Genomic DNA, 25,624 nt, shown 5'->3' with positions numbered 1-25,624 from the left:
GGGCGCATTGCGCGATCATAACTTGCCGATCGCCAAAGTCGACGGCGGTGAAGACTCGCCAATCCTTTCCGGCGCCGCTAAGCGCCGCCGCACACATTCACAGGAGAATCCCCCATGCGCCCTTCCGCCCGCGCGCCCGACCAGATGCGTCCCATCGGCATCGAGACCGAATTCACCATCCATGCCGAGGGCAGCGTCCTCGTCAGCTTCGGCAACACCAAGGTGCTCGTCACCGCCAGCGTCGATGAGAAGGTGCCGCCCTTCCTGCGCGGCAAGGGTCAGGGCTGGGTGACCGCCGAATATGGCATGCTGCCCCGCGCGACGCACACGCGTGGCAGCCGCGAGGCGGCGAAAGGCAAGCAGTCGGGGCGGACGCAGGAAATCCAGCGGCTGATCGGCCGCAGTCTGCGCGCTGTGGTCGATTTCAAGAAGCTGGGCGAACGCCAGATCGTGATCGATTGCGACGTGATCCAGGCCGATGGCGGCACGCGCACCGCGTCGATTTCGGGCGCGTGGGTCGCGCTGCGGATCGCGGTCGACAAGCTGCTCGCGTCGGGTGCGATCGCCGAGGATCCGATCGAGGACAAGGTCGGCGCGATCTCGTGCGGCATCTACAACGGCACGCCGGTGCTCGACCTCGATTATGACGAGGATTCGGTCGCCGAGGCCGACGGCAACTTCGTGCTGACCGGGCGCGGCCAGATCGTCGAGGTGCAGGCGAGCGCCGAGGGTGCGACCTATGACGAGGAGGGCCTGCTGCGTCTGCTGCGGTTGGCGCGTATCGGTTGCGCCGAGATTTTCGCGGCGCAGGACAAGGCGACGGGGCGCTGAGGTGAATCGCAAGCTCGCCCCCGGCAAGCTTGTCATCGCGAGCCACAATGCGGGCAAGGTGCGCGAGATTCGCGCGCTGCTCGAACCGTTCGGGATCGAGCCGGTGTCGGCGGGCGACCTCGGGCTGCCCGAACCCGAAGAGACGGGGACGACCTTCCGCGAGAATGCGCTGTTGAAGGCGCATGCGAGCGCGTCGGCGGCGGGGCTGCCCGCGCTCGCCGACGACAGCGGGCTCGAGGTCGCGGCGCTTGGCGGGCGGCCGGGGGTCTATACCGCCGACTGGGCCGAGCGGCAGCGCTTCGAGGGCAATCCGGGGCGCGACTGGTATCTCGCGATGGGCAAGGTCGAAGGGCTGCTCGCCGAGCAGGGGGCGGAGGTCGACCGCAGCGCGCGCTTCGTTTGCACGCTGGCGCTGGCGTGGCCCGACGGGCATGCCGATGTTTACGAAGGTGCCGCGCAGGGCAGCCTGACCTGGCCGCCGCGGGGCAAGCTGGGCTTCGGTTATGACCCGGTCTTCGTTCCGGCCGGTAACACACTGACTTTCGCGGAGATCGATCCGGCCGAGAAGCACAAGATCAGCCATCGGGCCGATGCCTTTGCCAAGCTGGTGGCGGGGGCGTTTTAGTTCCCCTCCCGCTTGCGGGAAGGGCTAGGGGAGGGCCTGTGGCCACCACTGATCCACGAGACATGCCCTCCCCCGACCCCTCCCGCAAGCGGGAGGGGAGTGAACCGCTCGCCCTCTATGTCCATTGGCCTTTTTGCGTCAGCAAATGCCCCTATTGCGACTTCAACAGCCATGTGCGCGACAGAGTCGACCAAGAGGTCTGGCGCGCGGCTTTGCTGGCGGATTTGCGGCATGAGGCGGCGTTGCTGCCGGGGCGGACGGTGTCGTCGATCTTCTTTGGGGGCGGGACGCCGAGTTTGATGCCGCCCGCCACGGTGGCGGCGGTGATTGCCGAGGCGGGGGCGCTGTGGGGGCTGGCGGACGATTGCGAGATCACGCTCGAAGCGAACCCCAATTCGGTGGAAGTTGCCGCTTTCGCCGATCTGGCGGCGGCGGGGGTCAATCGCGTGTCGATCGGGGTGCAGAGCTTCGATCCAAAAGTGCTGGAATTTCTGGGGCGGGCGCATAGCGGCGATGAGGCGCGGCGGGCGATTGCGGCGGCGCAAACTTATTTCGACCGCGCGAGTTTCGACCTGATCTATGCGCGGCCGGGGCAGGCGCTTTCCGACTGGGAACGCGAACTGGGCGACGCGCTGGCGTTCGGGACGGGGCATTTGTCGCTGTACCAGCTGACGATCGAGCCGGGGACGCGCTTTGCGACGCTGGCGGCGAAGGGCGACCTGATCATTCCCGACGGCGATGCCGCGGCAGACCTGTTCGACGCGACGCAGGCGATGACGCGCGCGGCGGGGCTGCCGCGCTACGAAGTGTCGAACCATGCGCGGCCGGGCGAGGAGAGCCGGCATAACCTGACCTATTGGCGCTATGGCGACTATGCGGGCGTCGGGCCCGGGGCGCATGGGCGGCGGCTGGCGCAGGCGACTGAACGGCACAAGAAGCCCGAGAATTTCATCGCGGCGGTCGAGCGCAACGGGCACGGGCTGAAGGTCGAGAATGACCTGCCCGCGCAGGAGCGTGCGACAGAGGCGATGCTGATGGGGCTGCGGCTGAGCGATGGTGTCGATCTGGCGCGCGTCGAGGCGCGGAGCGGGCTGGCGCGCGCGGCGTTCGTGGATGATGCGGCGGTGGCGCGGCTGGCGGGCCTGGGGCTGATGCGCGCCGAGGGCGACCGGCTGGTGGTGACGGGCAAGGGGATCTTGCTGCTCGACTCGATCCTTTCCGAGGTGGTGAAAACTCAGTAACCTTCCCGCACCGTTCGTCCCGAGCGAAGTCGAGGGACGCGCGGCATGGCGCCAACGTGTCTCGACTTCGCTCGACACAAACGGGATTTGAAGGACGGTCTTTGACTTCAGACATCATCCGCGACTGGGATGCCCATCTGGCGCATGAGCGGCGCCGGTCGGAGCATACGCGGCGCGCCTATATCGCGACGGCCGAGCGTTTCGCAGCCTTCCTGTCGGGTCATCATGGTGGCGCGGTCGATGCCGCGATGCTGCGGCGGACGAGCGCCAACGACCTGCGCGCCTATCTGGCGACGCGGCGTTCCGAGGGGCTGGGCAATGCGTCGGCGGCGCGCGAACTGTCGGCGCTGCGCGGTTTCCTGCGTTTTGTCGGGGGCGAGGGAGCGACCTTGCCCGCGCTGCGCGGGCCGCGCGTCAAAAAGGGTCTGCCGCGGCCGGTGGCGCCCGCCGAGGCGTTGCAACTGGCGCAGGATGTCGAGGACAATGCGCGGCTGGGCTGGGTCGGCGCGCGCGATTTTGCGTTGCTGCTGCTGCTCTATGGCGCGGGGCTGCGCATCGGCGAGGCGCTGTCGCTGACCGGCTCGGTGCTGCCGCTCGGCGATGTGCTGCGGGTGACGGGCAAGCGGAACAAGACGCGCGTGGTGCCGGTCCTGCCGGCGGTCGCGAAAGCGGTGGCGCGCTATGTCGACGCCTGTCCCTGGCCGATGGCGAAGGAGACGCCGCTGTTTTTGGGCGCGCGCGGCGGGCCGCTCCAGCCCGGGGTGGTGCGCGCGAGCGTGCGGTCGGCGCGGCGCGCACTGGGGCTGCCCGAGCGGACGACGCCGCACGCGCTGCGCCACAGTTTCGCGACGCATCTGCTGGCGGGCGGGGCGGATTTGCGGTCGCTGCAGGAATTGCTGGGCCATGCGAGCCTGGCGTCGACGCAGGTCTATACGGCGGTCGATGCCGCGCATCTGCTGGATATTTATCGGAATGCGCATCCTAGGGCTTGAGCGGCGCTATTCCCTTTTCCGTTCGTCTCGAGCGAAGTCGAGAGACGTTGTGCTGGCGCTTTCCTTCGCGTGTCTCGACTTCGCTCGACACGAACGGCGTTGGGTTGCGCTCTATGCTTCGTCCTCGCTTGGCTTCGGCTTCCACGTAATCACGCGCCAAACGTAAATCAGCACCAGCGTCCCGATCGCGACCAGCGCGAGCGGGCCGACGAAGGCGTCGAGATTGGCGAACTGCTTGCCGAACCAGTTGCCCGCGCCGGCGAGCGCGGCGATCCAGATCGTCGACCCCGCGGCCGTCCAGACGAGGAATTTGGCCTGGTTCATCCGCACCATGCCCGCGGGCAGCGACACCATCGTGCGCGCGACGGGCATGAAGCGCGCGAAAAAGACGATCGCGGGGCCATATTTCACGAACCAGCCGTGCAGCCGTTCGACCTCGGCCCAGTCGAGCGTCAGCCAGCGGCCGTGGCGGTCGATGAAGGGTTTGAGGCGCTCATAGCCGATCCAGCGCCCGATCGCGTACCAGACCCAATTGCCCGCAGTCGTCCCCGCGACCGCGACCGCGACGAGGGTCCAGAAGTCGAAGCGGCCCTGCGAAACCGCGATGCCGCCGAGGCCCATGATCACTTCGGACGGGATCGGCGGGAAGACATTTTCGAGCAGCATGAGGATGAAGATCCCCACATAGCCCCAGCTATGGATCAGGTTCAGGATAAAATCGGTCATGGCGGGTCAACGCGCGCCGGGGTCAGCCGATCCGCCGCAGGATCGCATCCCAGATCATGCCCGCCGTGTCGCTGTTGTTGAAACGGTCGATCGCGACGATCCCGGTCGGCGAGGTGACGTTGATTTCGGTCAGCCATTCGCCGCCGATCACGTCGATACCGACGAAGATCAGCCCGCGTTCCTTGAGCGCGGGGCCGAGCGCGGCGCAGATTTCCTGTTCGCGCGGGGTCAGCTCCGCCGCCTCGGCATAGCCGCCGACCGCGAGGTTCGAGCGGAATTCGCCTTCGCCGGGCTTGCGGTTGATCGCGCCCGCAACCTCGCCGTCGATGAGCACGATGCGCTTGTCGCCCTGGCTGACGCTGGGCAGGAATTGCTGGACCATGAAGGGTTCGGGCCACACCTGTCCGAACAGTTCGACGAGCGCGCCGAGGTTGCCGCCGTCGGCGTCGATCTTGAACACCGCCTTGCCGCCGTTGCCGTGGAGCGGCTTGATCACGACCGCGCCGTGGCGCGCCTGGAAATCCTTGGTCGCATCGAGGCTGCGGGTGACCATCGTCGGCGGCATGAACTGCGGAAAGTCGAGCACGAAGACCTTTTCGGGGGCGTCGCGCACCGCCGCGGGGTCGTTGACCACCAACGTCTCGCCCTTGATCCGTTCGAGCAGCCAGGTGCCGGTGAGGTAGCCGAGATCGAAGGGCGGGTCCTGGCGCATCAGCACGACGTCGATGTCGCGGCCGAGGTCGAGGGTGATCTCTTCGCCGAATTTGTAATGCGCCCCGGCTTCGCGCTGCGCCTCCAGCACCCGGTGCGCCTTGGTGGTCAGCCGCCCGGCCTCCCATGTCAGGCCGCGCACGTCATAGTGATAGACGGTGTAGCCGCGTTCGAGCGCGCTCAGTATCAGGGCAAAGCTGCTGTCGCCATTGATGTTGATGCCATCCATCGGGTCCATTTGCACGGCGGCGCGCAGGGTCATCATTTGCTCCATTATCAAAGCGGACACGAGGTCTGCGCCGCTTAAATCAATTCGTCATCCCGGCGAAGGCCGGGATTTCGTCGTTTCAACAGGGTGCACCGGCGAGATCCCGGCCTTCGCCGGGATGACGACAAGAGCAATGTTGCGACACCCCTAGGGCTGCCAGACGTGGACCAGATGGCGTGGCAGGCGGCGCGGCGCAAGGAGCATCACGTCGATCCGGATGTCGTCGCGCGGTCCGGCGAAGCGCGGGGCGAGCATTCCGGCCGCCGCAGCGACGCGGCGGAGGCGATATTGGTCGATCGCGAGATCGAGATCCTCGGGCCGGTCGCGCCATTTGACCTCGATGAAGGCGATCGTGCGGCCGCGCCGCGCCACCAGATCGACTTCGCCGACCGGGACGCGCAATCGCTGGCCGAGGATGCGCCAGCCGTGGAGGCGAAGCCACCAGGCGGCGCGGCGTTCGGCCTTGCGCCCGCGCGCCTCGGCCTCGGCGCGTTTCACCCGGCGCCCTTGAGCGTGAGCGCGCGGGCGTAAACATCGTGACGGTCGAGCCCGAAGCGCTTGGCGACCGCCTTGGCGGCCTGCGCGACCGGCTTATCGGCCATCGCTTCACGCAGCGCCGCATCGAGGGTGGCGTCGTCGGCGGTTTCGGTCACCGCTTCGCCGGGCGGGCCGACGATGACGACGATCTCGCCCTTCGGGGGCGTGTCGGCGTAGCGTGCCGACAGCTCGGTCAGCGTGCCGGTGACACATTGTTCGAAGAGCTTGCTGATCTCGCGCGCCACGGCAGCCTCGCGGTCGCCCAGTCCTTCGGCGAGCGCGGCGAGCGATGCCGAGAGGCGCGGGCCGCTTTCGTAGAAGACGAGACTTGCGCGCAGGCTGGCGAATTCGGCGATGGTGTCGGAGCGGGCCTTGGCCTTGCTGGGCAGGAAACCCGCGAACAGGAAGCGGTCGCTGGGCAGCCCCGACAAAGTGATCGCGGCGATCGCGGCGCAAGGGCCGGGCAGGGTGGTGACGTGGCGCCCCGCCGCGCGCGCGTCGCGCACCAGCTTGTAGCCGGGGTCGGAAATCAGCGGGGTGCCGGCATCCGACACCAAAACGACGACTTCGTCGGCCATCCGCGCAACCAGCGCGGCGCGCGTGCGTTCGTCGCTATGGTCGTGATAGGGGGTCATCGGAATTCGCAAACCCAGATGCGAAAGCAGCTTCGCCGTCACACGCGTGTCTTCGGCGGCGATCAGGTCGGCGCGGGCCAGCGTCGCCGCGGCGCGCGTGGTGATGTCGCCAAGGTTGCCGATAGGGGTCGCGACGATATAGAGTCCGGGCAAGGGAGAATTTGAGATGGTCGAATCCGGCATGATGCCGCAAATGGCAGAAACTGCTGCCGAGCGCCAAAATAATGCGTCGCCGCGGCGGCAAATGCTGCGCATGGCGGCGGTGATGGCGATGGCGGGGCTGCTCGCGGCGTGCCAGGTCGTGCCCAAGGGCAATGGTCCGACGACAGTGGTGACGCCCGATCGTCCGCCCGAGGCGATCGAACCCGGACTGCCGACCGATACCGACCGTCACCGCGTCGCGCTGCTGGTGCCGCAGACCGGACCCAATGCCGATGTCGGCATGGCGATCGCCAATGCGACGACGCTTGCGCTGCTCGACACCAAGACCGAGCGGCTGCGCATTACCACCTATGACACCGCGCTCGGCGCGGCGGCGGCGGCGCAGCAGGCGGTCGCCGACGGCAACAAGCTGATCCTCGGCCCGCTGCTCACCGAAGATGTCGCGGCGGTGGCGCCGGTCGCCCGCGCCGCGAAGGTGCCGGTATTGAGCTTTTCGAACGACAGCGGCGTCGCCGGCAATGGCGTCTTCATCATGGGCTTCGTCCCCGGCCAGTCGGTCGAGCGCGTCGTCGCCTATGCGCGCGGCAAGGGCCACGTCCGCTTCGGCGCGCTGGTGCCCAAGAATGTCTATGGCGACCGGTCGGCGGCGGCATTCCGCGCTGCGGTGGCCGAAGCGGGCGGCACGCTGGTCGCGGTCGAAAGCTATGACCGCAGCGCCACCGCGCTGACCGGTGCGGCGCGGCGGCTCGCCAATGGCGGCGCGATGGATGCGGTGCTGATCGCCGATTCGGGCGGCAATGCGATCCGCGCGGTGCCGATCATCAAGGGCACCGGTGGCAAGCAGATCCTGGGGACCGAGCTGTGGAACACCGATTCGTCGCTCGGCACGAACGCCGCGATGCGCGGGTCGTGGTTCGCCAGCGTGTCGGACGGGCTCTATGGCCAGCTCGCGGGCAAATATCGCACCCGGTTCGGCAAGTCGCCCTATCGTCTCGCCAGCCTGGGCTATGACTCGGTCCTGCTGACGGTGCGGATTTCGCGCGACTGGAAACCGGGGACGAATTTCCCGGTGAACCAGCTGCTCGCGGCCGACGGTTTCGGCGGGATCGACGGCATTTTTCGCTTCAACAACCGCGGCATCGCGATCCGCGCGCTCGAGGTCAGCGAAGTCGGGGCGGGCGGTTTTCGCGTGATCGAACCCGCGCCGACGAAGTGGTGAGCGGGGTTCGCGCCTCTCCGAGCGTGGCATAGTCGCCACAGTCGGGCGAAAAGCGGCACCCATTTACCACGGGCAGCCTTTACGACGGCTGCGCGTTCCCTATATGAGCGGTGCGCGCGATCGCGTCGATTCCGCGCGCCTATTATTCACGACCAGGAGATACAGCTATACCACCGCCCACAATTCGCCGCCCGATGGCGCCTATGCCGCCCAAGAACGGCCCGCGATACAATGAATTCATCGCCTCGCCCAAGGTCCGCGTGATCGACGAGGAAGGCGAAAATCTGGGCGTCATGCTGACTGCTGAAGCGATCGAACAGGCGGCCTCGGTGGGCCTCGACCTGGTCGAAGTATCCCCCAACGCCGATCCGCCGGTGTGCAAGTTCCTCGACGTGGGCAAGTATAAATACGAAGCCCAGAAAAAGGCGAACCTCGCTCGCAAGAGCCAGAAGACGCAGGAAATCAAAGAGATCAAGATGCGTCCGAACATCGACGATCATGATTTCGACGTGAAGATGCGCAAGGTGTTCGACTTCCTCGAGGAAGGCGACAAGGTCAAGATGACCATGCGGTTCCGCGGCCGCGAAATGAGCCACACCCAGCTCGGCCTCAACGTGCTCCAGCGCGTCGCCGAACTGACCTCGGAAATCGCGAAGGTCGAGGCGCATCCGCGCACCGAAGGCCGCCAGATGCTGATGGTGATCGCGCCGAAATAAGCGCGCGGGCGTTCAGCCGATCGAAAAATTGCGGGCGGTCGTTCCAATGGGACGGCCGCCCGCTTCGTATCGGCGCTCGGTCATCTGTACGCTACCGTCGGCGGCGATCAGGACGAGGGTCGAGGCGCGGGTGCCGTAAAGGTCGCCGCGCAGGAACAGCGCGGGGTCGTCCTCCTCCATCAGCGTGTCGAGCAGCGATGCCGGATCGGTGCGCGCTTCGACCACCGCCGCCAGCGCGGCGCGCAGCCGTTCGGCGCGCGGGCAGGGCTGGTCGACGGGTTCGTTGGCGAGCGCGTGGACGCCGGGCGCGAGCGGCATGATCAGCGGCACCGGGCGATTGGTCAGCAGCCGCGCCTCGCCGCCGCCAACGGCAAGCAGATTGAAGGCGTTGAACCGCGGCAGATCGTCCGCTTCGGGATCGGCGAAGCGGCCATCGCCGCGCAGCATGTCGGTGACGAGCGCGCCGCGCGATTCCTTCGCGGGGTCGGGCATCGCGCCGCGCACATTGGTGACGACGACAACCCGGCCGCTCGGCGCATGGACGCCGAGCCAGGTACCGCCCGCCTGCAGGTCGCGGCCGGCGACGATGCCGCTGCCGTCGTCCCATGCGGCGAGCGGCGCGGCGGGGCGGCCGTGAAATTCATCGCGGTTGCCGATCAGGATCAGTGGCCAGTCGGGATGGACCTGCCAGGCGAGGGCGACGACGCACATGGCGGTGCCTATCGGGTGCTGCGGACCGTTTGCCAAGCCACCTCTTCAGTGTATTGTGTCGATATATCACTCATTGCCCGCGTCTTGAAATGGTGATAGCCTTCGCGCCTCTTTCTGGAGGGGGAGGTGAATATGAACAATGGGGTCAAAACACCCTGGCATCTATGGGTGGTCGGGGGTCTATCGCTGCTATGGAACCTGTTCCCGGTGGTCGATTTCACGATGACAAACATGCAGAATGAATTCTGGCTGTCGCAATATAATGAGGCGCAGCGCGCCTTTTTCCTGTCGACGCCGACGTGGGCCAATCTGGGCTGGGCAGTTGGCGGTTTCGGTTCCTTCATCGGTTCGCTGCTGTTGCTGATGCGATCGCGCCATGCGCCGATTGCCTTCATGGTGTCGGCAGCGGGGTTGGCGGCAGTAAGCTATTACCAGCTTGTGCAGAATGGCGACCGGCTGAAGCAATTGCTTGGCGACATTCCGCTCTACACGAGCATCACCGTCTGGGTGATCCTGCTCGCGCTGTTCTTCTATGCCCGCGCGATGGCGGCGAAGGGCGTGCTGCGCTGACGTGCCAGGTTTGGAGAGCGGATCCGACGCCATTTGACGCGTCGCCCCCGCGAAGGCGGGGGCCGCCATCGGTTCACGGGGCGCCGCTGAACAAGGCGGCCAGCGGCCCCCGCCTTCGCGCGGGGGCGACTAGCGTTGTTGCCCGGCACGGGCCATTCGCCCGCGCTCAACGCGCCCGGATGAAGGCGCGCACATCCTCGGACAATTTGTGGCGATCCTCGTCGCGGATATACATCATGTGGCCCGCGCCGTAGTAAGTGTAGTGGATGCGGTCCTGCGGGATGCCGGTGCGCGACAGCGCATATTCGGCGGCGAAAAAGGGCGTCGCGAAATCATAATAGCCCTGGGCGACCAAGACCTTCAGCCCTGAGTTCTCGCGCAAGGCCTGCCCGATATAGGGCGCGACGTTGAGGTAGGCGTTGGTGTCGCGGCCGCCGATGCGCCAGTCCCACTGCCCGCCGATGCTGCCGATCGACTGATATTCGCGGTCGGTCTTGAAGCCGAGGCCGTCGCGCGCCCAGCTGTTGATCGCGGCGGTATAAGAGGCGTCGATGCCATAGAAGCTGGGGTCGTTGTCGGGTCCTTCGCCGGCATTGTCATAATCCTTGCCGGTGTAGCGACTGTCGAGGCGGCCGACGGTGAGGCCGCGGTCGCGCAGCAATTCCTTGTAGAAGCGCTGCGGGGTGACGCGCAGGTCGGCCTGTTCGAGATAGGTCTCGCTGAGTCCGGTGAAGCGCGCGAGGTCGCGGCGGATCGCGGCGCGTTCCTCGCCCTGGAGCTTCTGGCCCTTGAGCAGCGCCGATGCATAGGGGCCGATCGCCCATTGCCGCGCTTCCTCGACGAAGCCCTCGACCGACGAGGCCTGCGCCCTGCCATGATAGAGCGCGGTCGCGGCCATCGAGGGCAGGTTGGTGATCGGCGACAACTCGTTGCCCGGGGTGTCGGCCCCCGCTGCGAAATCGAGCACGGTCGAGATCAGGATGATGCCGTTGAGCGCGACATCATTGTAGGTGTCGTTCATCAACTCGTTGGCGACCGCCGCCGAGCGGGTGGTGCCATAGCTTTCGCCGCCGAGATATTTGGGGCTGTTCCAGCGGCCATTGTCGTTGAGCCACAGCCGGATGACCGAGGCGACGAGCTTGGCGTCCTGCGTGACCCCGTAATAATCCTTCGGATCGGCCTTGCCGATCAGGTGCGAAAAGCCGGTGCCCGGCGGGTCGATGAACACGACGTCGGTGACGTCGAGCAATGCGTCGGGATTGTCGACGATCGGATAGGGCGGGGCGCCGTCGTCGACCCCGGTGCCGGGGATGGCGACGCGCTTGGGACCAAAGGCGCCCATCATCAGCCAGACGGTGCCCGATCCCGGGCCGCCGTTGAACAGGAAGGTGATCGGGCGGTTGGGGTCGCGCGGCTCCTTGATATAGGAGGTGGTGACGACCGCGACTTCGGGCACGCCGTCCTTGGTCTTGATGATCGTCTCACCGATCGTCGCGGCGTAATTGATCCGCTGGCCGCCGAAGGTTCCGCTCAGTTTCGTTGTGCGAACCTGCGGGGTGATGTCGGCGGGCTTTTCTGCCTTGGCCTTGTCGGCGGGCGCGTCCTGCGCATGGACGATGGCAGGCGCGGCAAAGGCGAGCGCCAGGGCGATGAGCGACGGACCCGATTTCATGATTTTCTCCCCGGTTGAGGCGCGGACGCTAATCCGGGCACGGGGAGCGGGCAAGGGTGTCGGTCGGTGGCGGTGGGGCTTTGGTCGAAGCGGAGAGCCTCAGCGGCGCGACAGGATTCGGTCCATCACCCAAGCGGTATGCGCGGCGCTTTCGCCGGTCGAGGGATGCGGGCCGCGACCCGCGAGATGATCGCGCATCGCCTCGACGTGGAAATGCTGGATGACCGGTGGATGCTCGACGACCGTCTCGACGGCGGTGCCGTCGCGAACGAGCCGCTGGGGCGCGTCGTCGAAGATCGAAAACAGGATGCGGCCGCCGCTGCCAATGATCTCGACCCGGTCCTGCCGCTCCGCCGCGCCGAAATTCCAGCTTCCCGACCCCGTCACGCCCGCCCGGTGCAGCCAGCATCCGGTCACCGCATCGGCGGCGCTGTAGCGGCCCTGCTGGTTGACCGCGAAGCCCGCGACGTCGGCAACCTCGCCGAACAGCCAGCAGAACAGGTCGAGGCCGTGGCTCGCGAGGTCGTCGAAATAGCCGCCGGGCGCGACCGCCGCGTCGACGCGCCAGTTGGTCGCTTCGACATCGGCGGGGCTGGCAGGCTTGGTCAGCGTCCAGTGGACATGGCGCACGCATCCGATCGCACCCTCGTCGAGCCAAGCCTTGACCTGCCGGAAGCGGGGGAGCGTGCGACGGTAATAAGCGACGAAGAGCGGCAGGTCGCGCGCGGCGAAGGCGTCGCGGATACGGACGCAGGCAGCGTGGTCGGGTGCCATCGGCTTTTCGATGCAGCAGGGCTTGCCCGCGCGCGCGACGTCGAGCGCATAGGCTTCGTGGCTGTCGGGCGGGGTCGCGATATAGACGGCGTCGATATCGGAGGCGTTGATCAGCGCCTCGGCGCTATCGAAGACATGCGGTACGCCGTGACGGGTGGCATAGTCATCGGCCTTTGAGCGGGTGCGGCCATAGAGGCCGTGCAGGGCGAAACCCTCCACCTGCTGATAGGCGGGCGCGCTTTTGCGCTCGGTTACGTCGCCGCAACCGATCATGCCCCAGCGGATCACAGCCATCGGGTCGTCACCGGCCCCACTTGGTTTTGCTCGCCTTCCCGAAGCGCCCCTTGCGCGTGCCCGGCTTGCCCTCGTTCGAGCGCCCGACGCGCGGCGCCACTTGCTGATCCGCCGGCAGGCCCAGTTCGTCGGCTTCGAGCCGGCGGATTTCGTCGCGGAGCTTGCCCGCCTGCTCGAATTCGAGGTCGGCGGCGGCGTCGCGCATCTGTTTTTCGAGGTCGGCGATGTGTGCGCGCAGATTGTGCCCGACCATATGCGCCGGCTTGTCGTCGCCGATGTCGATCGTCACCTGATCCTTCGACGCGACATGCGCGATGATGTCGCCGATGTTGCGCTTGATCGTCGTCGGGGTGATGCCATGCTCGGCGTTATACGCCTCCTGCTTTTCGCGGCGGCGGTCGGTTTCGCGCATCGCGCGCTCCATGCTGCCGGTGATGCGGTCGGCGTAGAGGATGACGCGGCCGTCGACGTTGCGCGCCGCGCGGCCGATCGTCTGGACGAGGCTGGTCTCGCTGCGCAGGAAACCTTCCTTGTCGGCGTCGAGGATCGCGACGAGCCCGCATTCGGGGATGTCGAGCCCTTCGCGCAGCAGGTTGATGCCGACGAGCACGTCGAACACCCCGAGCCGCAGGTCCCGGATGATCTCGATGCGTTCGAGCGTCTCGACATCCGAGTGCATGTAGCGGACCTTGAGCCCCGCCTCGTGGAGGAATTCGGTGAGGTCCTCGGCCATGCGCTTGGTCAGCGTGGTGACGAGCGTGCGGTAACCCGCGGCGGCGGTCGCTTTCGCCTCCATGATCAGGTCGTCGACCTGTTCCTCGACCGGCTTGATGAACACCGGCGGGTCGATCAGGCCGGTGGGGCGGATCACCTGTTCGGCGAAGACGCCCTGCGTGCGGTCCATCTCCCAGGTGCCCGGGGTCGCCGAGACGCTGACCGTCTGCGGGCGCATCATGTCCCACTCCGAAAAACGCAGCGGCCTGTTGTCGATGCAGCTCGGCAGGCGGAACCCATATTCGGCGAGCGTGATCTTGCGGCGATGGTCGCCCTTCGACATCGCGCCGATCTGCGGGATCGTCTGGTGGCTTTCGTCGACGAAGAGCAGGGCGTTGTCGGGCAGATATTCGAACAGGGTCGGCGGCGGCTCGCCGGGGAGGCGGCCGGTCAGGAAGCGGCTGTAATTTTCGATGCCGGCGCAACTGCCGGTCGCGGCGATCATCTCGAGGTCGAAATTGGTGCGCTGTTCGAGCCGCTGCGCCTCCAGCAGCCGGCCTTCGGCTTCGAGCTCTTTCAGCCGCTCGGCGAGTTCATGCTTGATCGCCTCCGACGCCTGCTTGAGCGTCGGGCCGGGGGTCACATAGTGGCTGTTCGCATAGATGCGGACATGGTTGAGGTTGGCGATCTTCTTGCCGGTCAGCGGGTCGAATTCGACGATCTCCTCGATCTCGTCGCCGAAGAAACTGATCCGCCAGGCCATGTCCTCATAATGCGAGGGGAAGATTTCGAGGCTGTCGCCGCGGACGCGGAAATTGCCGCGCGCGAAGGCCTGGTCGTTGCGCTTGTACTGGAGCGCGACGAGCTTGCGGATGATCTCGCGATTGTCGACGACCTGGCCCTTCTTGAGGTCGAAGATCATCGCCGAATAGGTCTCGACCGAGCCGATGCCATAGAGGCACGACACCGATGCGACGATGATCACGTCGTCGCGTTCGAGCAAAGCGCGCGTCGCCGAGTGGCGCATGCGGTCGATTGCCTCGTTCACGCTCGACTCTTTTTCGATGTAGGTGTCGCTGCGCGGCACATAGGCCTCGGGCTGGTAATAGTCGTAATAGCTGACGAAATATTCGACGGCGTTGTTCGGAAAGAAGCTCTTAAACTCGCCGTATAATTGCGCCGCTAGGATCTTGTTCGGGGCGAGGATCAACGCCGGGCGCTGCAACGCCTCGATCATCTTGGCCATGGTGAAGGTCTTGCCCGAGCCGGTGACCCCCAGCAGCACCTGGTCGCGCTCGCCGGTCAGCGCGGTATCGACCAGTTCGCGGATCGCGGTCGGCTGGTCGCCCGCCGGCTCATATTCGCTGACCAGTTCGAACGCCCTGCCGCCCTCGACCTTGTCGGGGCGCGCGGGGCGGTGGGGGACGTAATCGGGGGCGGTATCGATTTCGTCGAGCGAGGTGCGAATCTGAATTGCCATCCCCGCCAATATGGAGGTTATAGGCGCCAATCCAAGGCCGAAAGGCGAGGGGGTCGGGCTTTCGAGGGGGATAGGGTGTCGCTGTCTGTTTTGCCGCTTATTTTCATGGCCATGACGCTGCAGGGCGATGCCACCGCACCAGCCGCGTCGCCCGCCGAAACGGTCGAAGCCGGGAAAAGTCCGGCGATGGTCGAGGCGCTCGCGAACCAGGCGCAGATGGCGCGGGGGCCGCGGCTGATCGGCGAATTCCAGCCGGCCTATAGCGACGAACAGCGTGCGGCGGGAATGCTGGGCCAGGGGCGCATATCGATCATCGTAACCGCCGAGGGGAGTGTCAGCGAAGCGGCGATCCGGTACAGCAACGCACCGCCCGAACTCGACGCGTCGGCGCTCGCCGCGGCGCGCGGGCTGACATTCACCCCGGCGGTCGACAAGGCGGGCAAGGCGATTGCGGTCCCCGCGCTGTTGCCCTTTTCGTTCGAAGCGGCGGGCGGTCATCCCATGTATGTGACGCGCGTCGAACCGGTGTTCAGCGATGCGGCACGCGCGGCGGGCGAACATGGCAAGGTGGTGATCGACGGCAAAATTGGTCCCGACGGGCGGATGGTCGACGCGGTCGTATTCCAGAGCAGCCGGTCGGCCTCGCTGGACGCGGCGGCACTCGAAGCCGCCACCGCGTCGCGCTATCGTCCCTATCGCGATGGGGCGGGGCAGCCTTATGCGCTGCCGGTGCGGGTGCCCTTCAGCTTCGACAATTACCGCACGCCCGGGCCCGGCGGCGGCATATTGCGCTATCGCTGCGACCAGTTCGCGCGCGACGAAAGCTGGTGGGCCGCCAATTGGCCGGCGAGCGAGAAGAATGAATTCTATTCGATGATGCTGGGCATCAGCGCGCTGTCGCAGGGCATGCTGACGCAGGTTTCGCAGTTCAAGGAAAAGAAGGCGGCGTTCGACATGCGCTTTGCCGCGGCCCGGCTCGAATGTGCGGCCCGGCCCGACAAGCTTTTCGTCGACGTCATGAAGGTCGAAGGACCGATCGCGCGGCGGATGGCCGAGAAAGCGAAATAGCGCCGCGATATTGGCATTGCCAAGCCGGACGATATGGGGAGGATGATCGCATCATGATTTCGAAGGACAGGGGAATGGCCATGACAAGAGGCATGGTTCTGGCGTTCGCCGGCAGCCTCGTCCTCGCGGCGTGCGGCGACAAGGGGGCGGCCGAACAGGCGCCGCCCGAAAAGCCCCGGCCCGGCAGCTGGACGCAAAAGATCGAGGTTCTCGAACTGAGCGGCGAAGGTGCTCCGGCGAATGCCAGGGAAGAGTTGAACGCGATGTTCGCCGAACTGGGCAACGCAACGCTGTGCATCACGCCCGAACTGGCCGAGCGGATGGATATTGCGAAGCGTGTCGCGGATCTGGCTTCGCAAGGTGGCGATTGTCGCTTTGGACGGCGGATTTCGAGCGGCAAGAATGTCGATTTTTCCGCGACATGCGAAGGGCCGGGCGGATCGATGACGATTGCGGGCAAGGGAATAAGCGGCACGACCGCGCAGGATGTGACGGCGACGATCACCGGGCTCAAACCCGATGGTTCGGTCAAGGGCAAGATGGTCTGGCATGTGACCGGCGAACGCAAGGGTGAGTGCGGGCCGGATGATATCGTCATCCCGGTCCCCGAAGCGCCGGTCGCGAAAATCTGAAGGGAGACGAGTCATGCTGGGTTATGTGACCATGGGCGCCAGCGATCTGGACCGGGCGCGGGAATTTTATTCCGCGCTGCTCGGGACGATCGGCGCCAGCGAGTTGATGCGCATGTCGGATACGGAGGCCAACGGTTTCACGCTGTACGGCACCGGCTGGGGCCAGCCGGGGATCGCGGTGACGCGGCCCTATGACGGCCAGCCCGCAGATCGCGGCAACGGCCATATGGCGGCGCTGGTCGTTGACGAGCGTGCCAAGGTCGATGCGCTGCACGCCAGGGCGCTCGAACTCGGCGGGACGTGCGAAGGGGCGCCGGGGGTGCGCGGCGACGAAGGCGAGCAGGCCTTTTACGCCGCCTATTTCCGCGACCTCGACGGCAACAAGCTTTGCGCCTTTCGGATCGGCCCGGCCTGAGCGCCGCGGTCTGGCTCGACCGGCGGTGGACGCCGCTCCTCATCGGACTGGCGGCTGGGCTGGTCGCGGTCGGCGCGGCGTTGCTCGCCGGCAAGGGGGCGCCGCAGGAGGCGCTGCTCGCGGCGCGCTGGACCGCCCGTGCCGCCGCGCCGGTCTTTCTCGTCGCCTATCTCGCGTCGACCCTGTGGCGGTTGTGGCCGGGGGCGATCACCGCCGCGCTGTTAAGGCGCCGCCGCCAATGGGGGCTGGGGTTCGCGCTGGCGCATACGATCCATCTCGCCGCGCTGCTGGTGAACATCATCGCCTTTCGCCCGCGGCCGGTCGCGACGCTGGTCGGCGGCGGGCTGGCCTATGCGATGATCTATCTGATGGCGCTGACCTCGAACGACGCGTCGCAGCGGCTGCTCGGGCGCGGCTGGAGCTGGCTCCATCGCATCGGCATCCATTATATCTGGCTGATCTTTTTCATCAGCTATGCGAGCCGGGCGATCCACGCCGACCCCGCCTATCATGTCGAGGGGCGGATATTGGCGCCGCTCTTTCTTGTCGCGCTCGCGCTGCGGCTTTATGCACAGCGCAGGCGACGATGATGCGCCGGCAAGGGCGCGCGCACATGATTTTCGGTTGTGGAAGGATGAATGGACTTGCCGGGCGGGAAAACAGGTGGGGCTATTCGCCCGCCCGGCGAAGTCTCTGTGTATGAGGCGGGCGAACCATGTGACCGGCGCCAGGGACCAGCTCGCACCTGCCGATTCACCAACCTCAATTCGTCAAGCCAGACCAAGGCCCGGACCAGACAGCGACGTCATGAAGACAACGTCGCCACAATCATGCAATGCCCGAAATGGGACAAGTTGGCGAGTTACATCGGGTCACGTAGCGGGTTGTCGCAATCCATTAAGGAATTTTTAACCTTGTTTGGGCTTTTTCCGCACACACTTTGCCGCCGCGCAATATTATGTTATGGAACTCGCGTTCGTTGTTACCGTTACAAAGAAGTAACAACGGCTGGTCGCGCCCCGTTATTGGCGTATCTACCACGCCGCAGCTCGCTTGTGGGCATTTGGGGGTAGTATGGACCGCACGAAGGCGAGCGTTGACCAGAGCAGCGATGATGCCGAGCGGATCGTCGCCGACGAACTGGCGCGCCTGCTAGAATCGCCGATGTTCGTGCGCTCGCCGGTGCTCACCCGCCTGCTCCAATATCTGGCCGACCACAGGCTGCAGGGCAATCGCACCGCGCCCAAGGCCTATGCGATCGCGACCGAGGCGCTGGGACGCAGTGCCGATTTCGATCCCGCGGTCGACAGCTATCCGCGCGTGATGGTTGGCCGGCTGCGCAACCTGCTGGACCGTTATTATGCCGAGACGCCGTGGCTGCACCGCTTGCGCGTGCCGCAGGGCAGCTATGAGATCGTCGTCCAGCATCGCGCCGCGCCGCCGAGTTCGCGGAGCGCCGACGCGCCCGACGCGCCGCACGATGAGCAGGGGCCAGCCGGCGCGGCGGTCCCGGAAGCCGCGGGCGGGAGCGCCGTACCCGCCAGGCCGGCGCAGGCCGCCGCATCGCGGCCGCGCGGTATCTGGCTGTGGCTGGGTTTTGTGGTGGCGCTGGCGTTCGCGGCCGCGGCCGGATGGTGGTTCGCCCGTTCCGACGGGCATTTGCTCGGCGCCGATTTCGTCGCGATGCCGACGATCGAGGTGAGCAGTCCGGCGGCGGGCGACACCGGGCCGTCGCGGGCGATGGCGCGCGGGCTCGACAGCAAGCTGCGCGACGGGCTGCGGCGTTTCGAACTGGTGCAATTGCTGTCGTCGCGCGGTCCCGGCGCCGCGGCGCGGCAGACCCCCGCCGACTATCGCCTCGATGCCTCGATCGTCCGCGCGCTCGAGGGCGGTGCGGTCGACGTGACGCTGGTGCTCAACCGCGTTGCCGACGAGCGCGCGATCTGGTCGCAGCAGATCCGGCTGGGGCAGGACGATATTCCCGAATTTCGCGGGCTCGAGCCGGCGATCGCGCAGATGGCGGGCGATTATGGGATCATCGTGCGCGACCAGTTGCAGCGCGAGCCGAACAATTATGCGCCGGGCTTCCCGTGCCTCGCGCAGTTCAACCGGTTGCGGCAGATGCGCACTCCGGTGGCGGCGCAGCGGGTCGACCGTTGCCTGCGCGCCACGATCGTCGACCTGCCGGGCGATCCGGTGCCGCTTGGCGCGCTGTCGTTGCTGCGTTTCGGCGATTGGCAACCGCTGCGCGCGACCCCCAAGGGTAAGCAAGCCTTTGCGGAGGCGCAGGATTTCGCCCGGCGCGCCTATACGGCCGCGCCGAACAGCGCGGCCGGAATTTTTGCGATGGCGCGCGCCCATTTTTATGTCGGTCAATGCCAGCGCGGGGTGGCGATGGGCAACGCCGCGGTCGAGCTCAATCCCTATGACCCCGATCTTGCGGGGTTCATGGGGCTGTTCAAGACATCGTGCGGGCTGACGGCGGACGGCGAGGCGTTGCTGACGCGTTCGGTGATGCTCGACGATTCGCACGCCGGGGTTCCCGCGGTGACGCTCGCCTTCCTACGCTCGCAGCGCGGCGAGCAGCCCGAGGCGCTGGCGCTGCTCGACCGGATGCCCTCGCCGAGCAATATGGAACCGCAATATCTGATGGTGCGGTCGGTCGTGCTGGCGCGGATGGGCAAGGTCGACGAAGCGCGGATATTGTGGCGCCGGCTGCTCGACTATACCGGCCAGCCGGCCGCCGCGCCGCCCGAAATGGTGCTGCGCCAGTTCATGATCACCCCCGCGGTGATCGCGCGCGCGTCGATAGCGCTGCGCGAATCGGGTGTCGTCGGGCCGGGATCGGCGCCGCCGCCCGCCGCAGCCAGGGCGACCAATTGACAGTGGGTTCGCGGGCGAACAGGATCGCCCGATGCTGACCGCGATCGCCGCCCTGACCCTCGCCGCCGCGCCGGTTCCGCCCGCCGCGGTCGCGGTCGCGTTCGACCGCGAGGGCCGCATCGAAACGCGGGTCGTCGAAGGCGCGGCGGATCGCGACGCCGGGCGGCTGCTGACCGCCGACGATCCGGTACGGATCGCGTCCATTTCCAAACTGGTCGTCGCACTCGGGGTGATGCGGCTCGTCGAGGCCGGGACGCTCGATCTCGACCGCGACGTGTCCGACTATCTCGGCTGGCGGCTGCGCGCGCCGAGTCATCCCGATGCGCCGGTGACGCTGGCGCAATTGCTCGGCCACCGCGCCGGGCTGACCGACAATATCGACTATGCGCTGCCGCTCGGCACCGATCTGGAAAGGGTTCTGCGAAATCCCGCGGCGTGGGACATCGCCCGACCGCCGGGGGGCGATTTCGCTTATGCCAATCTGAACTATCCGGTAGTCGCCGCGGTGATCGAGGCGGCGACCGGCGAACGGTTCGACCGGGCGATGGCACGGCTGGTCCTCGAGCCGCTCAAGCTCGACGCCTGTTTCAACTGGACGACGTGCGGCGACGGCGCGATGGCGCGCGCGGTGGTGCTGTACGGCGCCGACGGCAGCGTTCAGCGCGACGACCTGAAAGGGCGCCTGCCCGCCTGTCCGGCCGTGCCCGCCGCCGACGGCAGCTGCGATCTGGCCACCTATCGTCTCGGCCGTCATGGTGCCGGGTTCAGCCCGCAGGGCGGTTTGCGTATTTCGGCGAACGGGCTGGCGCGGATCGGCGTGATGTTTCTTCGCCGCGGTGGCGGCTTTCTGAAGCCCCAAAGCCTGGCCCGGCTGGAGGCGATGGCCCCGGTGCATCCGACGAGCGGCGAGGGGACCGGCGGCTTTTTCTGCGAATTTGGCCTTGCGATGCATAGCAATGGCGGCCCGGCGCTTGCCGATCCGGCGTGCCGCGACGATTTGTTCGGCGACGGCCGCCTGCGCCTTGGTCATTCGGGCGATGCCTATGGTTTGCGGTCGGGATTGTGGTTCGACCTTGAACGCGGGCAAGGCATCGCCTATTTCGTCACCCAGGTGCCGGAGGGGCAGAAAGGGAAGCGGTCGGCCTATAGCGCCGCAGAGGAGGCATTGGTCGACAAAGCACGCGCCGGGCACCCCGACGCCAGCCCTCTTGCCAGCCCCGCTGGCGCACACTAGGGCAAATTTCAACATTCACGGCTTAGTCAGAAAAGGAATAGCGCATGAGCGATTCGGCCGAAAAGGTTAAGAAGATCGTCGTCGAACATCTGGGCGTCGAAGCCGACAAGGTCACCGAGGAAGCGAGCTTCATCGACGACCTGGGCGCAGACAGCCTCGACATCGTCGAACTGGTGATGGCGTTCGAAGAAGAATTCGGTGTCGAAATCCCCGACGACGCGGCGGAAAAGATCGCCACCGTCAAGGATGCGATCGACTATATCGAAGCGAACAAGGGCTAACGCCCTGCGGTCCGGCCTGGCCGGACGCGGCGGCGACGCCGCCCACGCGTTTCCGGCTTCCCGGTCCCGAGCGCTCGCGCGCAGAGACCGGGAAGCTTTTTTTATGCGCCCGCTTTCCCTAAAAGGGCGCCGATGATGCTGCCGGGTCCCGGGCGAACGGGGACCGACGAAAGGAATGACTATGCGCCGGGTTGTGGTGACGGGATTGGGTTTGGTGACGCCGCTGGGCGCCGATGTGGAAACCACATGGGCCAATCTGCTCGCCGGCAAATCGGGCGCGGGCCAGATCACCCATTTCGACGCGTCCGACCAGAAATGCACCATCGCGTGCGAGGTCAAGGGGCCCGACCATGAATATGGTTTCGACCCCGGCAAGCGCGTGGACCACAAGGTGCAGCGCCAGGTCGACCCCTTCATCATCTTCGGCATCGACGCCGCGGGCCAGGCGATCGAGGACGCCGGCCTCGAGGATATGACCGACGAGCAAAAGCTGCGCGCTGGCTGCTCGATCGGGTCGGGCATCGGCGGCCTGCCGGGGATCGAGAGCGAAAGCCTGTTGCTCGCCGAAAAGGGACCGGGCCGCGTTTCGCCGCACTTCGTCCACGGCCGCCTGATCAACCTGATCTCGGGCCAGGTCAGCATCAAATACGGGCTGATGGGTCCCAACCATGCCGTCGTCACCGCCTGTTCGACCGGCGCGCATTCGATCGGCGACGCGGCGCGGATGATCCGCGACGACGATGCCGACATCATGCTCGCGGGCGGCGCCGAGGCGACGATCTGCCCGATCGGCATCGCCGGCTTCGCACAGGCGCGCGCGCTCAACATGAGCAGCAACGACGCCCCCGAAAAGGCGAGCCGTCCCTATGACAAGGATCGCGACGGCTTCGTCATGGGCGAGGGCGCGGGCGTGGTGGTGCTCGAGGAATATGAGCATGCCAAGGCACGCGGCGCCAAGATCTATGCCGAGGTCGTCGGTTACGGCCTGTCGGGCGACGCCTATCATGTCACCGCGCCGCACCCCGAGGGCTTCGGCGCCTATCGCTCGATGGAAATGGCGCTGAAGAAAGCGGGCATGACCCCCGGCGACATCGACTATGTCAACGCGCACGGCACCTCGACGATGGCCGACACGATCGAGCTCGGCGCGGTCAAGAAATTGTTCGGCAACGAAATCGCCAATGTGTCGATGAGCTCGACCAAGTCGGCGATCGGCCATCTGCTCGGCGGCGCCGGCGCGGTCGAGACGATCTTCTGCATCCTCGCGATCCGCGACCAGATCGTCCCCCCGACGCTGAACCTCGACAATCCCGACGAGGGCACCGACGGCGTCGACCTGGTGCCGTGGAAGGCCAAGAAGCGCGTCGTGAAGGCGGCGCTCAACAACAGCTTCGGTTTCGGCGGCACCAACGCCAGCCTGATCGTCAAGGCGGTAGACTAACATCCGATCCTCCCTGTCGCGCAGCGATGGGGAGGGGGACCGTTCGCGAAGCGAATGGTGGAGGGGCCGGCAACGTCGCGCCATCGCCCCTCCGTCAGCGCTTCGCGCTGCCACCTCCCCATCGCGGCGCGACAGGGAGGATTAAAAGCCTTTCCTACATTATCCCACCATGCTTTACCCTTTGGCACGACCCGCCGGGCAACCGGCGTTAAAGCCACAAAGGGCACAATCGGGTGCGGTGCATGCGGGGCTTTTGTGGCTTTAGGCAGAGCCATCTGACCGACGGGAGAATGAGAAGTGCATCCGTTCCGCTGGCTGACGATGGCGATCCTCGCCCTCCTGCTCGCCGCTTGCTCGGACGGGGCGCCGAAGGATGCCGAGGTCGTCATTCCGCAAGGCGCGAGCATCGCGAAGGCGGGCGAGATCCTCGAAGAAGCGGGGTTGGTCTCCGCGTCGAGCTTTCGCAACGAGGCGCGCTTCTTCGGCGGCGACGCGCCGATCAAGCCCGGCGAATACAGGATCGAAAAGGGGATGGACGCGGGCGACATCCTCGCGCTGTTCCAGTCGGGCAAGACGATCCAGCGCCTTGTGATGATTCCTGAAGGCATGCCCTCGATCATGGTCTGGGACCGGCTGATGGCCGAAAAACGGCTGAAGGGCGAAATTCCGGTGCCCGCCGAGGGTAGCATCCTGCCCGACAGCTATGCCTTCACCACCGGCGAAAGCCGCGCCGCCGTCGTCAAGCGGATGCAGACGGCGATGGACAGGGCCTTCGAGGATTTGTGGAAAAAGCGGTCCCCGCGCACCGCGGTCAAGGACCGCAACGAGGCGATGACGCTGGCCTCGATCGTCGAGAAGGAAACCGGCGTCGCCGCCGAGCGCCGCACCGTCGCGGGGGTTTATACCAATCGCCTCGGTGTCGGCATGCGGCTGCAGGCCGACCCGACGATCATCTATCCGATCACCAGGGGCAAGCCGCTCGGCCGCCGCATCCTCCGCTCCGAAATCCAGGCGGTGAACGGCTATAACACTTATGCGATGGCCGGCCTGCCGCAGGGGCCGATCGCCAACCCCGGCAAGGCGTCGATCGCCGCGGTGCTCGACCCCGAGGCGAACGACTATCTCTTCTTCGTCGCCAAGGGCGATGGCGGCCATATCTTCGCGCGGACGCTGTCGGAGCATAATGCCAATGTGCAGAAATGGTACGCGCTGCGCCGGGAGCGCGGAGAGATCGAATAGGTCGCATCGGCGGCGGCGAGGGGAGACGGTATGACGGCAAAGCTTTTCCTCCACGGCGTTCCCGACAGCCCGGCGATCTGGCGACCCCTGCTCGCCGAACTCGACCTTGGCGAGACGCCCGTCGCGGTGCCCGCGCTGCCCGGCTTCACCGCGCCGCTGCCCGCGGGCTTTCCGGCAACCAAGGAAGCTTATACCGACTGGGCGGTGGGGCAGGCCGAGGCGTTGTTCGCGGCGCATGGTCCGATCGACATCATCGGCCACGACTGGGGCGCGCTGATCGCGCAGCGGGTGGCGATGCTGCGGCCCGACCTGCTGCGCAGCTGGGCGGTGTCGAACGCGGTGATTGACCCTGACTATCGCGGGCACCGGCTGGCGCGGATCTGGAACACGCCGATCCTCGGCGAATTGTTCATGGCCTTGAGCAAGCCCGCGAAGCTCGCCCAGGGACTCGCGGCGGCGGGGATGCCCGCCGACATCGCGGCGGAGGAGGCGGCGCAATGGGCGAACAAGGACAAGCGCCGCGCGATCCTGAAACTTTATCGTTCGGCGAAGGGGCTGAGCTTCGCGCACGACTGGGCGCTCGATATTCCGAAGCTGCCGACGGCGGGCGCTCTCGTCTGGGGCGCGGGCGATCCCTATGTCGAATTGTCGGTGGCGCAGCGCTTTGCGGCGACCACCGGCACCCCGCTCACGGTGATCGACGGGGCAGGGCATTGGGCGATCGCCGAGCGCCCGGTCGAGGTCGCCGCGGCGCTGAAGGCGTTCTGGAGCGGGCTAAGCACCGGATAATATTATGTCATCGCTTTGTACGATTATTGTGACGAACAAAATCGATTGGAAGTTTGCGGGCCGGCGAACCACATGCGCGGCGATCCCGAACGGGTGTCCCATGGACGATGGCCATCCCCCTCCTCCCTGCCGCGCCCAATTCCGTTCGTGATCGGCGATCCGGCCACCCCCCCTCCCGGCCGGATCGCTGGTGCCGCGCCCATCATCGTGACCGCGACGATGGGTGCGGCCGACCAGCGCTTTTTCGATGCGCTGCGGCAGGCCCATTTCCCGCCCGCGCGCAATGTCCTCAGCGCGCACCTCACCTTGTTCCACCAACTGCCGCCGTCGTGCCTTGCCGAACTCGACCGACTGCTCAAGGTGATCGTCGCCGACGGGCCGCCGCCCGCGACAGTGAGCGACATATTTTCGCTCGGTGGCGGGGTCGCCTATCGCGTCGACGGCCCCGAACTGCTCGCGATTCGCGAATATATCGCCGACTGGTTCGCCGGATCGCTGTCGGCGCAGGATCGCGGCATCCCGCGGCTCCACATCACGGTCCAGAACAAGGTCGAGTCAGCGCAGGCGAGGGCGCTGCTCGCCGAATTGCGGCGCGACTTCCATCCGCGTCCGCTGTCGATCGTGGGACTGGCCGCGCATCATTATCGCGGCGGTCCTTGGGAAACCGCGGTCACGCGCAATTTTCGCGGCAGGCGCTGATGAGGTCAGCGAGCATATTGACCGGGGCGCACCGCCTATCTATAGGCGCGGCTCGCCCGCCCGAT

At 66.5% G+C, this 25,624-nt stretch carries 26 protein-coding genes; 18 read left to right on the top strand and 8 right to left on the bottom strand.

Annotated elements, in window-relative coordinates; all coding sequences use genetic code 11:
- The first annotated feature begins 114 nt into the window (after positions 1-114).
- The 4 genes from rph (at position 115) to AC3WS4_RS02130 (ending at position 3,689) form a co-directional block, all read left to right on the top strand.
- Positions 115-831, top strand: a complete 717-nt coding sequence (gene rph, locus AC3WS4_RS02145) for a ribonuclease PH (protein ID WP_492740039.1) — start codon at positions 115-117, stop codon at positions 829-831.
- Between the two features lies 1 nt (position 832).
- Positions 833-1,456: an RdgB/HAM1 family non-canonical purine NTP pyrophosphatase gene (rdgB, locus tag AC3WS4_RS02140; protein WP_492740040.1), complete on the top strand. Its 624-nt coding sequence runs from the start codon at positions 833-835 to the stop codon at positions 1,454-1,456.
- Between the two features lie 62 nt (positions 1,457-1,518).
- Positions 1,519-2,697 (top strand): radical SAM family heme chaperone HemW, encoded by a 1,179-nt coding sequence (gene hemW, locus AC3WS4_RS02135; RefSeq protein ID WP_492740042.1) that lies wholly within the window; start codon positions 1,519-1,521, stop codon positions 2,695-2,697.
- A gap of 101 nt (positions 2,698-2,798) precedes the next feature.
- Positions 2,799-3,689, top strand: a complete 891-nt coding sequence (locus tag AC3WS4_RS02130; protein WP_492740043.1) for a tyrosine recombinase XerC — start codon at positions 2,799-2,801, stop codon at positions 3,687-3,689.
- Positions 3,690-3,800: 111 nt separating this feature from the next.
- Here AC3WS4_RS02130 and AC3WS4_RS02125 read toward each other — a convergent pair whose 3' ends face one another.
- From AC3WS4_RS02125 to rsmI, 4 genes are all read right to left on the bottom strand, one after another.
- Positions 3,801-4,415 carry a DedA family protein gene (locus AC3WS4_RS02125; RefSeq protein ID WP_492740044.1) on the bottom strand — a complete coding sequence of 205 codons (615 nt, stop codon included), beginning with the start codon at positions 4,413-4,415 and terminating at the stop codon, positions 3,801-3,803.
- A gap of 22 nt (positions 4,416-4,437) precedes the next feature.
- Entirely contained in the window at positions 4,438-5,388 is a 951-nt protein-coding gene (gene gshB / locus AC3WS4_RS02120; protein WP_492740346.1) for a glutathione synthase, read from the bottom strand.
- A gap of 153 nt (positions 5,389-5,541) precedes the next feature.
- On the bottom strand, positions 5,542-5,892 hold the full coding sequence (locus AC3WS4_RS02115; protein ID WP_492740047.1) for a YraN family protein: 351 nt from the start codon (positions 5,890-5,892) through the stop codon (positions 5,542-5,544).
- Positions 5,889-6,749, bottom strand: coding sequence for a 16S rRNA (cytidine(1402)-2'-O)-methyltransferase (rsmI, locus tag AC3WS4_RS02110; RefSeq protein WP_492740049.1), 861 nt, complete (start codon positions 6,747-6,749; stop codon positions 5,889-5,891). Before rsmI ends, AC3WS4_RS02115 begins: the two co-directional genes overlap by 4 nt.
- A 61-nt stretch (positions 6,750-6,810) precedes the next feature.
- Here rsmI and AC3WS4_RS02105 point away from each other — a divergent pair, with 61 nt between their 5' ends.
- Positions 6,811-7,947 carry a penicillin-binding protein activator gene (locus AC3WS4_RS02105; protein ID WP_492742719.1) on the top strand — a complete coding sequence of 379 codons (1,137 nt, stop codon included), beginning with the start codon at positions 6,811-6,813 and terminating at the stop codon, positions 7,945-7,947.
- A 194-nt stretch (positions 7,948-8,141) separates the two neighbouring features.
- Entirely contained in the window at positions 8,142-8,663 is a 522-nt protein-coding gene (gene infC / locus AC3WS4_RS02100) for a translation initiation factor IF-3 (protein ID WP_056349184.1), read from the top strand.
- A gap of 12 nt (positions 8,664-8,675) precedes the next feature.
- On the opposite strand, the gene AC3WS4_RS02095 is transcribed toward infC, so the two are convergent.
- A complete protein-coding gene (locus AC3WS4_RS02095) occupies positions 8,676-9,374 on the bottom strand; it encodes an NRDE family protein (RefSeq protein WP_492740053.1) in 699 nt (232 codons plus the stop codon).
- 132 nt (positions 9,375-9,506) lie between these two features.
- Between AC3WS4_RS02095 and AC3WS4_RS02090 the strand changes: the two genes are divergently transcribed.
- Positions 9,507-9,944, top strand: coding sequence for a hypothetical protein (locus AC3WS4_RS02090; protein WP_492740055.1), 438 nt, complete (start codon positions 9,507-9,509; stop codon positions 9,942-9,944).
- A 166-nt stretch (positions 9,945-10,110) separates the two neighbouring features.
- Here AC3WS4_RS02090 and AC3WS4_RS02085 read toward each other — a convergent pair whose 3' ends face one another.
- The 3 genes from AC3WS4_RS02085 to uvrB form a co-directional block, all read right to left on the bottom strand.
- Positions 10,111-11,616: a S10 family peptidase gene (locus AC3WS4_RS02085; protein ID WP_492740056.1), complete on the bottom strand. Its 1,506-nt coding sequence runs from the start codon at positions 11,614-11,616 to the stop codon at positions 10,111-10,113.
- Positions 11,617-11,715: 99 nt separating this feature from the next.
- On the bottom strand, positions 11,716-12,684 hold the full coding sequence (locus AC3WS4_RS02080) for a Gfo/Idh/MocA family protein (protein ID WP_492740058.1): 969 nt from the start codon (positions 12,682-12,684) through the stop codon (positions 11,716-11,718).
- Positions 12,685-12,691: 7 nt separating this feature from the next.
- Positions 12,692-14,878, bottom strand: coding sequence for an excinuclease ABC subunit UvrB (gene uvrB, locus AC3WS4_RS02075; RefSeq protein WP_492740059.1), 2,187 nt, complete (start codon positions 14,876-14,878; stop codon positions 12,692-12,694).
- A 105-nt stretch (positions 14,879-14,983) separates the two neighbouring features.
- On the opposite strand from uvrB, the gene AC3WS4_RS02070 reads away from it, so the two are divergent.
- The 11 genes from AC3WS4_RS02070 (at position 14,984) to AC3WS4_RS02020 (ending at position 25,559) form a co-directional block, all read left to right on the top strand.
- Entirely contained in the window at positions 14,984-15,946 is a 963-nt protein-coding gene (locus AC3WS4_RS02070) for a TonB family protein (protein WP_492740060.1), read from the top strand.
- Between the two features lie 74 nt (positions 15,947-16,020).
- The gene (locus tag AC3WS4_RS02065; RefSeq protein ID WP_187142352.1) at positions 16,021-16,578 is read left to right on the top strand and encodes a DUF3617 domain-containing protein; all 558 of its coding nucleotides are present in this window, start codon (positions 16,021-16,023) and stop codon (positions 16,576-16,578) included.
- Between the two features lie 13 nt (positions 16,579-16,591).
- The gene (locus AC3WS4_RS02060) at positions 16,592-16,993 is read left to right on the top strand and encodes a VOC family protein (protein ID WP_056349214.1); all 402 of its coding nucleotides are present in this window, start codon (positions 16,592-16,594) and stop codon (positions 16,991-16,993) included.
- Positions 16,966-17,583: a cytochrome b family protein gene (locus tag AC3WS4_RS02055; RefSeq protein ID WP_187142351.1), complete on the top strand. Its 618-nt coding sequence runs from the start codon at positions 16,966-16,968 to the stop codon at positions 17,581-17,583. The genes AC3WS4_RS02060 and AC3WS4_RS02055 overlap by 28 nt, the downstream gene beginning before the upstream one ends.
- Positions 17,584-18,067: 484 nt before the next feature.
- The gene (locus tag AC3WS4_RS02050) at positions 18,068-19,876 is read left to right on the top strand and encodes a tetratricopeptide repeat protein (RefSeq protein WP_492740064.1); all 1,809 of its coding nucleotides are present in this window, start codon (positions 18,068-18,070) and stop codon (positions 19,874-19,876) included.
- A 31-nt stretch (positions 19,877-19,907) separates the two neighbouring features.
- Positions 19,908-21,110: a serine hydrolase domain-containing protein gene (locus AC3WS4_RS02045; RefSeq protein WP_492740065.1), complete on the top strand. Its 1,203-nt coding sequence runs from the start codon at positions 19,908-19,910 to the stop codon at positions 21,108-21,110.
- Positions 21,111-21,154: 44 nt separating this feature from the next.
- Entirely contained in the window at positions 21,155-21,391 is a 237-nt protein-coding gene (locus AC3WS4_RS02040; RefSeq protein ID WP_003039428.1) for an acyl carrier protein, read from the top strand.
- A 181-nt stretch (positions 21,392-21,572) separates the two neighbouring features.
- Positions 21,573-22,832 (top strand): beta-ketoacyl-ACP synthase II, encoded by a 1,260-nt coding sequence (fabF, locus tag AC3WS4_RS02035; protein WP_056349227.1) that lies wholly within the window; start codon positions 21,573-21,575, stop codon positions 22,830-22,832.
- A 321-nt stretch (positions 22,833-23,153) separates the two neighbouring features.
- On the top strand, positions 23,154-24,071 hold the full coding sequence (gene mltG / locus AC3WS4_RS02030) for an endolytic transglycosylase MltG (RefSeq protein ID WP_187142356.1): 918 nt from the start codon (positions 23,154-23,156) through the stop codon (positions 24,069-24,071).
- 30 nt (positions 24,072-24,101) lie between these two features.
- Positions 24,102-24,860 carry an alpha/beta fold hydrolase gene (locus AC3WS4_RS02025; RefSeq protein ID WP_187142348.1) on the top strand — a complete coding sequence of 253 codons (759 nt, stop codon included), beginning with the start codon at positions 24,102-24,104 and terminating at the stop codon, positions 24,858-24,860.
- A gap of 219 nt (positions 24,861-25,079) precedes the next feature.
- Positions 25,080-25,559, top strand: coding sequence for a 2'-5' RNA ligase family protein (locus tag AC3WS4_RS02020; protein ID WP_492740347.1), 480 nt, complete (start codon positions 25,080-25,082; stop codon positions 25,557-25,559).
- Positions 25,560-25,624 lie beyond the last annotated feature (65 nt).

It is taken from the genome of Sphingopyxis sp. EU05-FHT14B03 (genome assembly GCF_058790875.1).
Note: the sequence above shows the minus strand (reverse complement) of the source record. Positions and strands in the feature narration are given on the sequence as shown.

Excerpts from the sequence above, each read along its gene's own strand:
- AC3WS4_RS02105 (WP_492742719.1), top strand. The coding sequence starts at position 6,811 with ATGCTGCGCATGGCGGCGGTGATGGCGATGGCGGGGCTGCTCGCGGCG.
- AC3WS4_RS02045 (WP_492740065.1), top strand. The coding sequence starts at position 19,908 with ATGCTGACCGCGATCGCCGCCCTGACCCTCGCCGCCGCGCCGGTTCCG.
- gshB (WP_492740346.1), bottom strand. The coding sequence starts at position 5,388 with ATGACCCTGCGCGCCGCCGTGCAAATGGACCCGATGGATGGCATCAAC.
- AC3WS4_RS02125 (WP_492740044.1), bottom strand. The coding sequence starts at position 4,415 with ATGACCGATTTTATCCTGAACCTGATCCATAGCTGGGGCTATGTGGGG.
- AC3WS4_RS02050 (WP_492740064.1), top strand. The coding sequence starts at position 18,068 with ATGGACCGCACGAAGGCGAGCGTTGACCAGAGCAGCGATGATGCCGAG.
- mltG (WP_187142356.1), top strand. The coding sequence starts at position 23,154 with ATGGCGATCCTCGCCCTCCTGCTCGCCGCTTGCTCGGACGGGGCGCCG.
- AC3WS4_RS02040 (WP_003039428.1), top strand. The coding sequence starts at position 21,155 with ATGAGCGATTCGGCCGAAAAGGTTAAGAAGATCGTCGTCGAACATCTG.
- AC3WS4_RS02025 (WP_187142348.1), top strand. The coding sequence starts at position 24,102 with ATGACGGCAAAGCTTTTCCTCCACGGCGTTCCCGACAGCCCGGCGATC.
- AC3WS4_RS02085 (WP_492740056.1), bottom strand. The coding sequence starts at position 11,616 with ATGAAATCGGGTCCGTCGCTCATCGCCCTGGCGCTCGCCTTTGCCGCG.
- AC3WS4_RS02060 (WP_056349214.1), top strand. The coding sequence starts at position 16,592 with ATGCTGGGTTATGTGACCATGGGCGCCAGCGATCTGGACCGGGCGCGG.
- fabF (WP_056349227.1), top strand. The coding sequence starts at position 21,573 with ATGCGCCGGGTTGTGGTGACGGGATTGGGTTTGGTGACGCCGCTGGGC.
- uvrB (WP_492740059.1), bottom strand. The coding sequence starts at position 14,878 with ATGGCAATTCAGATTCGCACCTCGCTCGACGAAATCGATACCGCCCCC.
- infC (WP_056349184.1), top strand. The coding sequence starts at position 8,142 with ATGGCGCCTATGCCGCCCAAGAACGGCCCGCGATACAATGAATTCATC.
- AC3WS4_RS02090 (WP_492740055.1), top strand. The coding sequence starts at position 9,507 with ATGAACAATGGGGTCAAAACACCCTGGCATCTATGGGTGGTCGGGGGT.
- AC3WS4_RS02065 (WP_187142352.1), top strand. The coding sequence starts at position 16,021 with ATGGCCATGACAAGAGGCATGGTTCTGGCGTTCGCCGGCAGCCTCGTC.
- AC3WS4_RS02070 (WP_492740060.1), top strand. The coding sequence starts at position 14,984 with ATGGCCATGACGCTGCAGGGCGATGCCACCGCACCAGCCGCGTCGCCC.
- rph (WP_492740039.1), top strand. The coding sequence starts at position 115 with ATGCGCCCTTCCGCCCGCGCGCCCGACCAGATGCGTCCCATCGGCATC.
- hemW (WP_492740042.1), top strand. The coding sequence starts at position 1,519 with ATGCCCTCCCCCGACCCCTCCCGCAAGCGGGAGGGGAGTGAACCGCTC.
- AC3WS4_RS02020 (WP_492740347.1), top strand. The coding sequence starts at position 25,080 with ATGGGTGCGGCCGACCAGCGCTTTTTCGATGCGCTGCGGCAGGCCCAT.
- AC3WS4_RS02095 (WP_492740053.1), bottom strand. The coding sequence starts at position 9,374 with ATGTGCGTCGTCGCCCTCGCCTGGCAGGTCCATCCCGACTGGCCACTG.
- rsmI (WP_492740049.1), bottom strand. The coding sequence starts at position 6,749 with ATGCCGGATTCGACCATCTCAAATTCTCCCTTGCCCGGACTCTATATC.
- AC3WS4_RS02080 (WP_492740058.1), bottom strand. The coding sequence starts at position 12,684 with ATGGCTGTGATCCGCTGGGGCATGATCGGTTGCGGCGACGTAACCGAG.